A 13,693-nucleotide genomic window follows, 5' to 3' on the forward strand; every position below is an offset into this window, starting at 1 on the left:
GGGCTCGGCTTCCCGCCGGACGGCGGCGCGTGAGCGTCGCCATGCGCATGTCGGCTGAAATTATGAGATGGCGACAGAAATATGGCTGCGGCACACTTGACGGGTGCTGCTGACGATCTCGACCACCGCCACACCGGCCACCGACCTGGGCTTCCTGCTCCACAAGCATCCCGACAGGGTGCAGGGGTTCGCCCAGTCCTTCGGCACGGCCACGGTGTTCTACCCGGAGGCGGGCGAGGAGCGGTGCACGGCGGCGCTCCTGCTCGACGTCGACCCCGTCGCGCTGGTGCGCACCAGAGGCCGCACGTCGCCCGACTTCAGCCTGTCGCAGTACGTCAACGACCGGCCCTACGCCGCCTCCTCGCTGATGGCGGTCGCGATCGGCGACGTCTTCCGCACCGCGCGCGGCGGGCGCTGCAACGCCAGGCCCGAGCTGGCGGCGGGCACGCTGCCACTGGAGATCACGCTGCCCGCGCTGCCCTGCAGAGGCGGTCCCGACCTGGCTCGCAGGCTGTTCGAGCCGCTCGGGTGGGAGACGGAGGCGCAGGCCGTACCGCTGGACGAGGCCTTTCCCGAGTGGGGTGACTCGCGGTACGTGCGGCTGCGGCTGCGCGGGCGGCTGCGGCTGGCCGACGCGCTCAACCACCTGTACGTGCTGCTGCCCGTGCTCGACGACGGCAAGCACTACTGGATCGCCCCCGACGAGGTCGACAAGCTGATCCGCGCGGGGGAGGGCTGGCTGGCCCAGCACCCCGAGCGGATGCTGATCACCCGCCGTTACCTGGGGCGGCGCCGGGCCCTGGAACGTACGGCCTTCGCCAGGCTCGCCGAGGTCGGCGACGAGACCGAGGAGGCGCTCGAGCCGCGCATCGAGGAGGACAAGGGCGGCCCGCTGGAGGAGAAGGCCGTCCCGCTGAACACCCGCCGCCGCGAAGAGGTCGTGAAGACGCTGGAGGAGCTGGGCGCCTCCTCGGTCATCGACCTTGGCTGCGGCTCGGGCCAGCTGGTCGGCGCGCTGCTGGCCGAGCCGAGGTTCGCCAGGATCGCCGGCGTGGACGTCTCGACGCTCGCGCTCGGCATCGCCGCCCGCAAGCTCAAGCTGGAGCGGATGCCGGACGCCAAACGGGCCAGGCTCACCCTGTTCCAGGGCGCGCTCACCTACACCGACCCGCGCTTCGCCGGGTACGACGCCGCCGTGCTCATGGAGGTCATCGAGCACGTCGACCCGCCCAGGCTGGCCGCGCTGGAGCGGGTGGTCTTCGGGCACGCCGCCCCGCAGCACGTGATCGTGACCACGCCCAACTCCGAGTACAACGTGAACTACGCGTTCCTGACCGGGATGCGCCATCCCGACCACCGCTTCGAGTGGACGCGCGCCGAGTTCGCCGCGTGGGCCGAGCGGGTGGCGCGGGAGTACCGCTACACCGTCACCTTCAAGCCGGTCGGCGACGAGGACCCCGGCAGGGGCTCGCCGACGCAGATGGGAGTCTTCACCCGTGAGCACTGAGATCCGCGTTCCCGAGCTGTCCCTCGTGGTGCTCGTCGGCGTCTCGGGCAGCGGGAAGTCGACGTTCGCCGCCAGGCACTTCAAGCCGACCCAGGTCATCTCCTCCGACTTCTGCCGCGGCCTGGTCTCCGACGACGAGAACGACCAGTCGGCCACGCACGCCGCCTTCGAGCTGCTCGACCACATCGTCTCGACCAGGCTCTCGCGCGGCCTGCTGACCGTCGTCGACGCCACCAGCGTGCAGTACGGCCCGCGGCAGAATCTCATCGCGCTGGCCAAGAAGCACGACGTGCTGTGTGACGCGATCGTCCTCGACGTGCCGGAGGAGGTGGCGATCGAGCGCAACGCCGCCCGCCCCGACCGCGACTTCGGCGCCGGCGTGGTGATCAGGCAGCGCAAGGACCTGCGCCGTTCCCTCGGCAAGATCAACAAGGACGGCTTCCGCAGGGTCCACGTGCTGCGCGGCGTGGAGGAGATCGACACCGCCACCGTCGCCTACGAGAGGGCGTGGACCGACAAGAAGGATCTCACGGGACCCTTCGACATCATCGGCGACGTCCACGGCTGCCGCGCCGAGCTGGAGTCGCTGCTCGGCGAGCTCGGCTGGGAGCTGACCCGCGTCGACGGCAAGGCGGTGACCGCCACGCATCCCGAGGGCCGCACCGCCGTGTTCGTCGGCGACCTCGTCGACCGCGGCCCCGACTCGCCCGGCGTGGTCCGCCTGGTCATGGGCATGGTCGCGGCCGGCACCGCCGTCTGCGTGCGGGGCAACCACGAGGAGAAGCTGGTCAAGGCGCTCAAGGGCCGCAAGGTGCGCGTCGCCCACGGCCTGGAGCAGTCGCTCGAGCAGTTCGCCGCCGAGAGCGAGGAGTTCACCCGCGAGGCGACCGCGTTCCTCGACGGGCTCATCAGCCACTACCAGCTCGACGAGGGCCGCCTGGTCGTCGCGCACGCCGGGCTGAAGGAGGCCTACCACGGCCGCGCCTCCGGCAGGGTCCGCTCCTTCGCGCTGTACGGCGACACCACGGGCGAGACCGACGAGTACGGCCTGCCCGTCCGCTACCCGTGGGCCCAGGAGTACCGGGGCCGCTCCATGGTCGTCTACGGCCACACCCCGACGACCAAGCCGGAGTGGATCAACAACACGATCTGCCTCGACACCGGTTGCGTGTTCGGCGGCAGGCTGACCGCGCTGCGCTACCCGTCGCGCGAGCTCGTCTCGGTGCCGGCCGAGAAGGTCTGGTACGAGCCGGTCAAGCCGCTCACCGCCCCCGGCTACCGCGACCCGGTCAGCCTCGACATCGGCGACGTGCAGGGCACCAGGTACGTCGAGACGCGCTTCGGCGCCAGGGTCAAGGTCATGGAGGAGAACGCCGCCGCGGCGCTGGAGGTGATGAGCCGCTTCGCCGTCGACCCGCGCTGGCTGGTCTACCTGCCGCCGACCATGGCACCGCCGGAGACCTCCCGGCTGGACGGCTACCTGGAGCACCCGCACGAGGCGTTCGAGGAGTTCGCCGCCCACGGCGTGCGCGAGGTCGTGTGCGAGGAGAAGCACATGGGGTCGAGGGCGGTCGCCGTTCTGGCCAGGACTCCTGAGGTCGCGGCCGAGCGGTTCGGCGTCACTGACGGCGGCGCGGGCGCCGTCTACACCCGCACGGGCCGGCCGTTCTTCGACGACCTGACGCCGCTGGTCGACCGGCTGCGGCAGGCGTGCGAGCCGCTGTGGGCCGAGCTCGGCTCCGACTGGGTGGCGCTCGACTGCGAGCTGCTGCCGTGGTCGGCGAAGGCGGGCGAGCTGATCCGGTCGCAGTACGCGTCCGTGGGCGCCGCGGCGCGCGCCGCGGTGCCCGAGGCGGTCGGCGTGCTGGAAGCGGCGGCCGGGCGCGGGCTGGATGTGGGCGAGTTGCTGTCCCGCACCCGGCGTCGCGAAGACAACGCTGCCCGTTTTCGCGACGCGTATGCGCGCTACTGCTGGCCGGTCGACGGACTCGACGGGGTACGGCTCGCGCCGTTCCAGATCCTGGCCGTCGAGGGACGCAATACCGCGCTCGAACCGCACGCGTGGCATCTGCAGCGGCTCGCCCTGCTCGACGACCCGATCATCACGCCCACCAGGCATCTGTTCGTCGACCTCGACTCGGCCGAGTCGAGGCGGAACGCGGTCGAGTGGTGGCAGGCGCTGACAGAGGAGGGCGGTGAGGGCATGGTCGTCAAGCCCGCCGCCCACCCCGAGGGCCGCGTCCAGCCCGGTGTGAAGGTGCGCGGGCGCGAGTACCTGCGCATCATCTACGGGCCCGACTACACAGAGTCGCTCGACACGCTGCGCCGCCGCTTCCTCGGCAAGAAGCGGTCGATGGCGCTGCGTGAGCACGCGCTCGGCCTGGAGGCGCTGGCCCGTCTCGCCGACGGCGACCCGCTGTGGCGCGTGCACGAGCCCGTCTTCGCCGTGCTGGCCATGGAATCGGAGCCGGTCGACCCCCGCCTGTGATCGTCAAAGTTTGGCCAGGCAAAGCCGTACAAGGGTGACATCTGGGTAGAGCTCGGGCATGGCGAGCTCCAGGGGAGTACGGCAGGAGAACATCGGCCACGTCGTGTTCATCACGGCGGCGGCCGCCATCGGCGGCTTCCTGTTCGGTTACGACAGCTCGGTGATCAACGGCGCGGTCACAGGCATCAGGAAGTACTTCCAGGTGGGCCCGGTCCAGACGGGCATCGTCGTGGCCATCGCGCTGCTGGGCTCGGCGATGGGGGCGTGGCTGGCCGGAGGGGTGGCCGACCGGTGGGGACGCATCAGGACGATGCAGGTGGCCGCGCTGCTGTTCGCGGTCAGCTCGATCGGTCAGATGCTGCCCTTCTCCATCTGGGACCTGGCCTTCTGGCGGGTGCTGGCGGGCGTGGCGATCGGCATGGCCTCGGTGATCGGGCCCGCCTACATCGCCGAGGTCGCCCCGCCCGCCTACCGCGGCAGGCTCGGCTCGTTCCAGCAGCTGGCCATCGTGCTCGGCATCGCCGTGTCGCAGCTGGTCAACTACGTCATCGCGCGCATCGCGGGCGGCAACGTCAACAACCCCCTCTTGGGGCTGCAGGCCTGGCAGTGGATGCTCGGCGCGTGCGTCGTGCCCGCCCTGCTCTACCTGCTGTTCGCCTCGGTGATCCCCGAATCGCCGCGCTTCCTCGTCGCGGTCGGCAGGACGGCGACGGCCAGGAAGGTGCTGGCCGAGGTCGAGGGCGAGCACGCCGACCTGGACGCCAGGATCGCCGAGATCCACGACGTGCTGAAGACGGAGGAGCGCTCGACGATGCGCGAACTGCGCGGCCCGGCGCTCGGCCTGCTGCCGATCGTGTGGATCGGCATCGGGCTGTCGGTCTTCCAGCAGTTCGTCGGCATCAACGTGATCTTCTACTACTCCTCCGAGCTGTGGCAGTCGGTCGGCATCAACCAGAGCGAGTCGCTGCTGTGGAGCTTCTCCACCTCGGTGATCAACATCATCGGCACGTTCATCGCCATCGCCCTGGTCGACAAGATCGGCCGCAAGCCGCTGCTGCTGATCGGCTCGGCCGGGATGACGGTCTCGCTGGCCACGGCCGCGTGGGCCTTCAGCGCCGCCAGGACGGTGGAAGGGAAGGTCACGCTGCCCGACCTCCAGGGCGCCGTCGCACTGATCGCGGCCCACACGTACGTGCTGTTCTTCGCCCTGTCGTGGGGTGTCGTGGTGTGGGTCCTGCTGGGAGAGATGTTCCCCAACCGCATCCGGGCTCTGGCCCTGTCGGTCGCGGCGTCCGCGCAGTGGCTGGCCAACTGGGCGATCACCGTGACGTTCCCCAGCCTGTCGGCCTGGAACCTGCCGCTCACCTACGTGATGTACACGATCTTCGCCGCGCTGTCCTTCCTCTTCGTCACCAAGTGGGTCAAGGAGACGAAGGGCCGCAAACTCGAGGAGATGGGGTAGTACTCCGCCGGTCGTACCGGAGCGGACGGCGTGACCGCCGTCGGTTGCGCGGCGAGAGCGCGCGGTGCCGCCCTGGGGCCGATGCGAGGGGACGGCTCCGCGCGTGAAGCTGGGCGGCATGCGAGCACGAACGATCACCGTCCTGGCCCTTGCCCTCACCTTCACCGCCTCCACCGCCGCGGCCCACGCCGATCCCGAGGCCGGTGCGACCACCGTCGACGTCGTCGTCGAGACCTCCGGCGTCACGGCGCCTGCCTCCGTGCCCGCCGGAGCGGCCACGTTCAGGATCCGGTCGGCCGACCCCGAAGGCGCCTACCTGGGCGTGCTGCGGGTCAGGCCGGGTCTGCCGCTGCGGCGGGTCCTCGCCGACCTGGAACGCGCCTACGACCGTGCGAACCCCCAGGACGCGCTGACCGCGGCGCGGACGCTGTCCAGGGAGGTGGTGATGCACGGCGGCGCCGCCGTCCTGCCGGGCACGCCCGTCTCCTACACCGCGCAGCTGGCCGCGGGCACCTACCACCTGATCGACTTCAAGGAGGTCGGCAGGCCAGGCCTGGAGGAGAAGGTCCGCACGCTGCGCGTGAGGCCCGCCCCCTGGCGCCCGTCCCTTCCGCCGGCCGCCGCGCAGATCACCCAGTACCGGGCGCAGGACGGCACCAGCCGGTTCGAGGCGCCTGCCGCCATCGGGTCGGGCCTGCCGGTGCGCGTGGTCAACCGGTCGGGCCAGTTCAACGAGGCCATCCTCATGCCGGTACGGCCCGGCACCACCCGCGAGCAGGTGGGCGCCTTCTTCACGGCGATGGACGAGGGGCGGCAGGCGCCGAACCCGTTCACCGGCGGACCTGTCGGCCTGGTCCCCATGTCCCCAGGACGGTCGGCGATCGTGCGGGCGGACCTGCCGCCCGGCCCGTACGCGCTGGTCACCTGGTTGCCCGACTACCGCACGGGACGCGGGCACGCGGCCCAGGGCATGCACGAGCTGCTCACCGTGGAGTGACGGGACGGCGGTGGTCGAGGTACCACCTGCCCCACGCGTCGAGGAGCCTGGTGATCTCCTCCAGGCTCCTGCCCGTCTCGGTCAGGGAGTACTCCACCTTGGGCGGCACCTCGCGGTAGACGGTCCTGGTGACCAGCCCGTCCTCCTCCATCTCGCGCAGCTGGCGGGTGAGCATGCGCTGGGTGATGCCGCCCATCGCGCGCTTCAGCTCGCCGAACCTGTGGGTCCCGTCGAGCAGCTTGCGCAGGATCGCCAGCTTCCACCGGCCGCCCAGAACCTCCATGGCCACCTCGACCGTGCAGGGCTCCGCCACCGTGTCGAGATCGCCACGCATCGCTCTGACCTCCATAGGTATACAGAACGGCACTATGCCACAGAAAAGACCGTACTTGTCGATGAGGAACCGGCTTCCGCAGGCTGTCCCGCATGGATGTGGACAGGAGCCGGACCCGGTGGGCCGTGCTGGCGGTGATGTGCGCCAGCCTGCTGCTGGTGGGAATCGACCTGACCGTGCTGCACGTGGCATTGCCGAGCATGAGCAGGAGCCTGATGCCCGGAGCGAGCGGGCTGCTGTGGATCGTCGACGTGTACTCGCTCACCGTGGCGGCGCTGCTGGTGACCTGCGGCACCCTGGGCGACAGGCTCGGGCGCAGGCGGCTGGTACTGGCGGGGTTCGCCGTGTTCGGCCTGGCGTCGGCCGCCGCCGCCTTCTCCGCCACGACCGCGCAGCTCATCGGCGCCCGCATGGCGCTGGGAGCGGGCGCGGCGATGATCATGGCGTCCACTGTCGCGATCATCAGGTCGGTCTTCCCCGTCGACCGCGAGCGCGCCCTCGCCCTGGGGCTGTGGACCGCGGCCCACAGCGCGGGGGCCGCGATCGGGCCGGTCGTCGGAGGGGCGCTGGTGGAGCGGTTCTGGTGGGGCGCGGTCTTCCTGGTCAACGTGCCCGTCGTGGTGATCGCGCTGGTGGCGGGTCTCCGGCTGATCCCCGAGTCGAAGGACCCCGCGCCGCGCCGCTGGGACCTGGCAGGGGTGGCGCTGTCGGTGGCGGGCCTCGCGCTGACCGTCTACGCGCTGAAGCGGGCGGCCGAGCAGCCCGGCACCGGCGCCCTGGTCGCGGGTGCCGCAGGGATGGCGTTGCTCGGCCTGTTCGCGGCCCGCCAGCGGCGCGCCGCCCAGCCGCTGCTGGACCTCGCGCTGTTCGCCGACCGCCGCTTCACCGCCGCGACGGTGTGCGTGCTGAGCTGCTTCGGCTGCTACACGGCGCTGCTGTTCTTCGCCACCCAGTGGCTTCAGCTCGAGGCGGGCCACGGCCCGCTCACGGCGGGCCTCGCGCTCGCGCCGCCGGCCGTCGCGAACGCCGTGGGCGCCGCGACCGCGCCGTGGCTGGCGGCCAGGATGGGACATCGCCGGGCGCTGACCTGGAGCCTGACGCTGTTCGCCGCGGCGCTGGCCACGCTCACCGCCGGGGGCGGTGCGGCCCTGCCCGGGGCGCTGGTCGCGGCCGGCGCCGGCGCGGGCGTGGTGATGACCCTGGGCGCCGACCTCATCATGTCCGCGGCCAGGCCGGAGCGGGCGGGGGAGGCCGCAGCGATCCAGGAGACCTCCTTCGAGCTGGGCGCTGGACTGGGGATCGCGGTGCTCGGTACGGCGCTGGCCGCCGCCTACCGCGGCGCGCTGCCCGCCGTACCGGGAGTGGACGGCGGGGCGGCCGAGACGGCGGGGGAGTCGCTCGCCGCGGCGCTGCAGGTCGCGGCGACACTGCCGCCGGCGGCGGCCGAGCCCCTGCGGGCCGCCGCGCGTGAGGCGTTCGGCCAGGGTTTCGCTGCTGTGACGGGAACGGCCGCGGCGCTGCTCGCCTTCACGGCGGTGCTCGCGACGGTCCTGCTGCGCGAGCGCCGGACCTCCTCGCCCGTCGAATAAAATTCGGAGAAGGAGCCGGAACGCTGACGGGACGCGCAGGACGTTCGCCTCGTCGGCACGGATGCGAAGGGGCTTTCACGTGGACGCCGTCGACCAGGCGATCCTCCGTCGGCTGCAGCGCGACGGCAGGCAGACCAACCGCGAGCTGGCCGAGGCCGTGGGGGTGGCGCCGTCCACCGCGCTGGAACGCACCCGCGCCCTGCGCGCCCGCGGCGTGATCACCGGCTTCCACGCCGCTGTGGATCCCGAGGCCCTCGGCCGCGGAGTGCAGGCCCTGATCTCGATCAGGATCAGGCCGCAGTCGCGCGAGGCCATCGAGTCGACGCGCGACACCATGGCCGCGCTGCCGGAGACCCTCGGCGTGTTCGTCGTGACCGGCAACGAGGACATCCTGGTGCACGTGGCCGTCCCCAGCACGCAGTACCTGCGGGACTTCGTCCTCGACCGGCTGGCGCGGCGCAAGGAGTTCGTGGACGTGCGCACGACCGTGGTCTTCGACTACGTGCAGCCGGTGGAGCAGTCCGAACTTCCTGTGGCCGAGCGCAGGGAACGCCGAACTCCGTACGTCTGATCCGCTTCCGTGCAGCCGAAACCCGAAGGACCGGCGACTCTCCGCCCCTCAGCCGAATGAGCTTCGGCTGAACCGTTGGCGATCCGCACGAACGCCTAGCGTCCGAAGAGTGAACCAACGAAACGACGTCTCCGGCAGCCTGCTGGTGCTCGGTGCCGGGATCCTGTGGGGAACGGTCGGCCCCGCCCAGGTCATGGCCGGGTCGGCGGCGTGCCCGGTGACCGTCGGCTGCGCCCGCATCCTGTTCGGCGGCCTGCTCCTGCTGGCCTTCGTGCTGCTCACCGACCGCGCCGCCTTCCGGACCCTCACCAGGCCCGCCTGGCCGCCGCTGCTGTCGGCCGCGGCCGCCACGGGAATCTTCCAGGCGGCGTTCCTGACCTCGGTCTCCCGCACCGGCGCCGCCGTGGCCACCGCGCTGGCGTTCGGCTTCGCGCCCGTCTTCACCGGGCTGTGCCAGCGGCTGTTCCTGCGCACCCCGCTCACCAGGACCTGGCTGGCCGGTACGGCGGCCGCGGTCGTCGGCGTCACGCTCATGTCGACGCCGGCGGGCTCGGCACGCGTCGATCCGCTCGGCCTGGTCCTGGGCGTGGTGGCCGGAGGCTGCTTCGGCGTCTACACCGTCTCGGCCAAGCGGCTCGTCGACGACAGGGTGGCGATGCCCGCCGCGGTGTCGCTGACCCTGCTGGTGGGCTCCATGGTCACGCTCCCATGGTTCGTGGCAGGGCTTCCCCTGCTCGCCGACGCCCGCTCGCTCGGACTGGTGGCCTGGCTCGCCGGGGCCACCACGGCCCTGGCGTACATGTTCTTCGTGAGCGGGCTGCGCAGGGTCAGCGCGGCGAGCGCCGCCACGCTCAGCCTCGCCGAGCCGCTGGTGGCCAGTGTGCTCGGCGTCCTCGTGCTGGGCGAGCGGATGCCCGCGCCGGTCACGGCGGGCGCGCTGATCCTGCTGGGCGGCCTCGCCGTGGTCAGCCTCTCCGGCCGCCGCGAGCCTGTCGTGGAGACGACACGGCCGGTGCGGGTCCACGAGCGCGATCCCGGCGTCATCGGACGGCGGCGGTCAGGCTGACGAGCACCTTCGGGGTCATCCCTCCAGGAGCCCGGCAGGGACGCCGGCCTCGTGCCGATGCCGCCGGGCGTGCATGTCCCAGAGGATGTCGGCCAGCTCGGCGGGGCGGCCCCCCCGCACGTACGGCGACGGTCTGTCCGGCGCCACCGTCATGCTCCGTGGCGTGTACGAGCTGCACGGCGACGTGGCCTCCCGCCTGCTGGACCCGCCCGCCTCACTCAGGCCGATCACCGCTGATCGCGAACGCGCACCGGCCCCGCTGCCACCGGGTGAGCGGTGCGGGTCCGTTCCGGGGTAGGTCTGTTGCAATAGTGTGTGCCACACACTATTGTGGGTCGCATGCTGAACGATGAGCTGCTCTCCACGCATCTGCAGGAGCTCAGGCGGGGCACCGTCGTGCTCGCGTGCCTGCTCATCCTTCGGCAGCCGAACTACGGGTACGCACTGCTCGACCTGCTCGGCGAGCGCGGCTTCACCGTCGACGCCAACACCCTGTACCCGCTCCTGCGCCGACTCGAGAAGCAGGGCCTGCTGACCAGCGACTGGAACACCGAGGAGTCCCGGCCGCGCAAGTTCTACCGAACCAGTGGCGACGGCGTCGCACTCGCCGACACCCTGAGTCGCGACTGGGACGAGCTCCACACGGCATTCCGCACCTTGAAGGGCGAGTCATGATCCCCGCGAGCACCCTCACCGACCGCTACGTCGACGCGACCCTGCGCCGCCTGCCCGAGCGGCAGCGGCCCGACATCGAGAAGGAACTCCGCGCCTCGATCGCGGACGCCGTCGACGACCGCCTCGACGCCGGAAGCGACCCGGTGGAAGCCGAGATCGCGGTGCTCACCGAGCTGGGCGACCCGGCGCGGCTGGCCGCGGGCTACGCGGATCGTCCGCTCCAGCTCATCGGGCCCGCGCTCTACCTCGACTACACCCGGCTGCTGACGGCGCTGATGGTGACGATCGTGCCTGTCGTGGCCGCGGTCGTCGGGCTCGCGCGGGCCCTGCAGGACGGCACCGCCCTGCTCGTGATCGGCGACACCCTCGGCGCGGCGTTCACGACCACCGTCCACATCGCCTTCTGGACGACGCTCGTCTTCGCGATCATCGAGCGCGTCTTCGCCGGCCGCAGGGCGACGGCACGGCCCTGGACCCCCGACTCGCTGCCCGAGCCGCCCAGCCGTCGCGCCCGGTACGGCGAGCTGGTCACCGGGACCGTGCTGTTCGTCCTCATGACGACCTTCATCCTGCTCTCGCCGGTGGTGAGCACCGAGACGGACGCGAACGGCGACCCCGTCGGCCTGCTCTCGCCCTGGCTGTGGGAGAGCGGCGCCGTCTACCTGTTCATCGCCTTCGTGATCGCGACCCTCGGCTTCGCCTTCGTGAAGTACTACGTGCGATGGAGCGTTCCCGTCGCCGTCGCGGGGTCGATCGCCGACCTCGCCTCCGCGGTCATGCTGATCTGGCTCGCCGCGACCCACCGGGTGCTCAACCCGGCCTTCGTCGAGGCGGCCGGTTGGTCGCCGAACGTACCGCAGTGGATCGACACGGGGCTTGTCGTGCTCTCCGCCGGCACGCTCGTCCACACCGTCCTCGAGGGGATCGGCCGGGCGCTTCGCCGCTGAGCGGCCGTCGACCCCGCTCCCACCAGTCCCCCTTCCCAACAGCCGATCCGAGTCCCCGACCCAAGCCGGTCTCCTGACCGGCCCCGATCCCGCGGGCACGCCGGACGTCGCCGGCACGATGCCCCCTGCCCTGGGACGCCCGTCCACCATCGAAGTGAGGAGCACCCATGAAAGCGATCGTCTACGAGGAGTACGGCTCCGCCGAAGTCCTGAGGTACAGCGACGTCGACAAGCCCGCAGTCGGCCCCGACGAGGTGCTCGTGCGGGTTCGGGCGGCTTCGGTCAACCAGGGCGACAGGTTCGCCATGCACGGCGTCCCGCGCATCGGGCGTCTCGCGTTCGGGATCCGGCGGCCGAAGGCGACCATCCTCGGGCGCGACATCGCCGGGACGGTGGAAGTGGCAGGGGCGAACGTCACCGGCCTCCAGGTCGGCGACGCGGTGTTCGGCGAGACGAGTCAGCGAGGCTTCGCCGAGTACGCGGCGGCGCCGGAGAAGCACCTGGCCCCGATACCCGCGGGGGTGACGTTCGAGCAGGCGGCCACCCTTCCCGTGGCGGCGACGACCGCGCTGCAGACGCTGCGTGCCGGCCAGGTCGGGCCCGGCCGTACAGTGCTCGTCAACGGGGCTTCCGGCGGAGTCGGCACCTTCGCCGTGCAGCTCGCGAAGACACTCGGCGCGGAGGTGACCGGCGTCTGCAGCACCCGGAACGCGGACCTGGTGCGCTCGATCGGCGCCGACCAGGTGATCGACTACACCCGCGAGGACGTCACCCGAGGCGCGGCCCGATTCGACGCCATCCTCGACTTCGCGGGCAACCACCGGCTCTCGGAGTTCCGCCGGGTGCTCGCGCCGAAGGGCGTCTACGTCTCGTCGAGCGGTGCGGGAGGAGAGGTGCTCGGCCCGCTGCCGCGGCTGTTCGTCCTCACCGTGACCTCGCCGTTCGTGAGCCAGCGGCTCCGCGGACTGACCGCGAGGCGGAGCGTCGAGGATCTGACCTTTCTCGCCGGGCTCGTCGCGGCAGGAAAGGTCACCCCGGTGATCGAGCGGGAGTATCCCCTGAGCGAGACCGCCGACGCCATCCGCTACGTGGAGGCGGAGCACGCGCGCGGAAAAATCGTGCTGACGGTGTGAATGCGAATACCCTTGACAAGGGGCCCGCTTTCAGGTCGTTCGGACGGTGACCGGCGTACACGCTGCCTTTTATGAGCGGCATCGACAGCCGGGGGCGGCATTTCCGTAGGCGAGTCGGCCTCGATGCCTTCTCGCTCGATATCGGTGAGTTCTTCCGGTCCCCTGTTTCCTGCCCACTTCGCCGGGGCGACCGCAGCGGGCGTGCATGTCAAAGCTCTTCACCCGGTTATTCCGGCTGGATACTGGAAACGCAAAGGGACCATGTGCTGAGGTGTCCGGCCCGGCGTGAATGATGAGCCTTGTCCGGCCGTCCTTCATGGATCGCGTGCCCGGGATATCCGGCGTCGAAATCGTGCGCGAGCCGCGCCCATTCCCGAGCGCTTTCGCGCTGGATCGTCGCCAGGGACAGCGTGACGACCGAGGTGCGCGGGGGGCGTCCATGATGCCGATCCGCGTCGGCCGTCAGCGTGACGATCGAGAAGCGCGGCGGGCGTCCACGGTGCCGATCCGCCCCGGCCGTCAGCGTGACGATCAAGGAGCGCGGGGGCGTCTCCAGTACCGATTCGCCCCGGCCGTCCTGATCGGGAAGGCGAGCTCTCCTCCAGGTCGGACGTCTGGTGGAGCCTCGGACGGAGAACGGCTTGAGCGCCGCGTGACCTCGGCGGTCGCACGGCGCGGGAAGCAGGATGGAAGCGCGGGGGAGCGGGACCACGGTCCCCGCGTGTCGTCGTGCTGGTGGTCTCGGCGGGAACCTCGAACCCCGAAACCACCAACACGACACGCGACCGGCATGTGGCCCAGGCTCACCGTATTCGGCGAACCACTGCATTCCGCCCGCGATTATTCATCGACTCAGAGGCGAATTCCGCAATGCGCTAAGTTTCTCCCCAGGCTTCGGGCAGAGGGGGGGGGGGGGGGGGGGGG

General features: G+C 71.3%; 13 protein-coding genes. 10 read left to right on the forward strand and 3 right to left on the reverse strand.

The features are described from left to right. Window positions 1–103 precede the first annotated feature (103 nt). The 4 genes from AC3EO4_RS16470 (at window position 104) to AC3EO4_RS16485 (ending at window position 6,454) form a co-directional block, all read left to right on the forward strand. Complete coding sequence (locus AC3EO4_RS16470; protein WP_431896356.1) at window positions 104–1,507, forward strand: 3' terminal RNA ribose 2'-O-methyltransferase Hen1; 1,404 nt, start codon at window positions 104–106, stop codon at window positions 1,505–1,507. Further along, window positions 1,497–3,995: a polynucleotide kinase-phosphatase gene (locus AC3EO4_RS16475; RefSeq protein WP_431896358.1), complete on the forward strand. Its 2,499-nt coding sequence runs from the start codon at window positions 1,497–1,499 to the stop codon at window positions 3,993–3,995. Before AC3EO4_RS16470 ends, AC3EO4_RS16475 begins: the two co-directional genes overlap by 11 nt. Window positions 3,996–4,053: 58 nt before the next feature. Further along, entirely contained in the window at window positions 4,054–5,457 is a 1,404-nt protein-coding gene (locus AC3EO4_RS16480) for a sugar porter family MFS transporter (protein WP_379573918.1), read from the forward strand. A 118-nt stretch (window positions 5,458–5,575) separates the two neighbouring features. Next, on the forward strand, window positions 5,576–6,454 hold the full coding sequence (locus AC3EO4_RS16485) for a hypothetical protein (RefSeq protein ID WP_431896360.1): 879 nt from the start codon (window positions 5,576–5,578) through the stop codon (window positions 6,452–6,454). On the opposite strand, the gene AC3EO4_RS16490 is transcribed toward AC3EO4_RS16485, so the two are convergent. Further along, entirely contained in the window at window positions 6,441–6,788 is a 348-nt protein-coding gene (locus AC3EO4_RS16490) for a winged helix-turn-helix transcriptional regulator (RefSeq protein WP_379573920.1), read from the reverse strand. The two genes, AC3EO4_RS16485 and AC3EO4_RS16490, sit on opposite strands and share 14 nt — an antisense overlap. A 92-nt stretch (window positions 6,789–6,880) precedes the next feature. Here AC3EO4_RS16490 and AC3EO4_RS16495 point away from each other — a divergent pair, with 92 nt between their 5' ends. The 3 genes from AC3EO4_RS16495 (at window position 6,881) to AC3EO4_RS16505 (ending at window position 10,014) form a co-directional block, all read left to right on the forward strand. Beyond that, complete coding sequence (locus AC3EO4_RS16495; protein WP_379573921.1) at window positions 6,881–8,377, forward strand: MFS transporter; 1,497 nt, start codon at window positions 6,881–6,883, stop codon at window positions 8,375–8,377. Window positions 8,378–8,456: 79 nt separating this feature from the next. Next, entirely contained in the window at window positions 8,457–8,948 is a 492-nt protein-coding gene (locus AC3EO4_RS16500) for an Lrp/AsnC family transcriptional regulator (RefSeq protein WP_379573922.1), read from the forward strand. Between the two features lie 109 nt (window positions 8,949–9,057). Continuing rightward, on the forward strand, window positions 9,058–10,014 hold the full coding sequence (locus tag AC3EO4_RS16505; RefSeq protein WP_431896362.1) for a DMT family transporter: 957 nt from the start codon (window positions 9,058–9,060) through the stop codon (window positions 10,012–10,014). A gap of 15 nt (window positions 10,015–10,029) precedes the next feature. Here AC3EO4_RS16505 and AC3EO4_RS16510 read toward each other — a convergent pair whose 3' ends face one another. Beyond that, complete coding sequence (locus AC3EO4_RS16510; protein WP_431896364.1) at window positions 10,030–10,161, reverse strand: hypothetical protein; 132 nt, start codon at window positions 10,159–10,161, stop codon at window positions 10,030–10,032. Between the two features lie 192 nt (window positions 10,162–10,353). Between AC3EO4_RS16510 and AC3EO4_RS16515 the strand changes: the two genes are divergently transcribed. The 3 genes from AC3EO4_RS16515 (at window position 10,354) to AC3EO4_RS16525 (ending at window position 12,769) form a co-directional block, all read left to right on the forward strand. After that, window positions 10,354–10,689 (forward strand): PadR family transcriptional regulator, encoded by a 336-nt coding sequence (locus AC3EO4_RS16515; RefSeq protein WP_379573925.1) that lies wholly within the window; start codon window positions 10,354–10,356, stop codon window positions 10,687–10,689. Next, window positions 10,686–11,636, forward strand: coding sequence for a permease prefix domain 1-containing protein (locus AC3EO4_RS16520; protein ID WP_379573927.1), 951 nt, complete (start codon window positions 10,686–10,688; stop codon window positions 11,634–11,636). The genes AC3EO4_RS16515 and AC3EO4_RS16520 overlap by 4 nt, the downstream gene beginning before the upstream one ends. A gap of 167 nt (window positions 11,637–11,803) precedes the next feature. Beyond that, window positions 11,804–12,769 (forward strand): NAD(P)-dependent alcohol dehydrogenase, encoded by a 966-nt coding sequence (locus AC3EO4_RS16525; protein WP_431896367.1) that lies wholly within the window; start codon window positions 11,804–11,806, stop codon window positions 12,767–12,769. 226 nt (window positions 12,770–12,995) lie between these two features. Here the strand turns inward: AC3EO4_RS16525 and AC3EO4_RS16530 are convergent, their stop codons facing one another. Further along, on the reverse strand, window positions 12,996–13,304 hold the full coding sequence (locus tag AC3EO4_RS16530; RefSeq protein ID WP_431896368.1) for a hypothetical protein: 309 nt from the start codon (window positions 13,302–13,304) through the stop codon (window positions 12,996–12,998). Between the last annotated feature and the right edge of the window lie 389 nt (window positions 13,305–13,693).

This window comes from Nonomuraea sp. bgisy101, assembly GCF_057708945.1.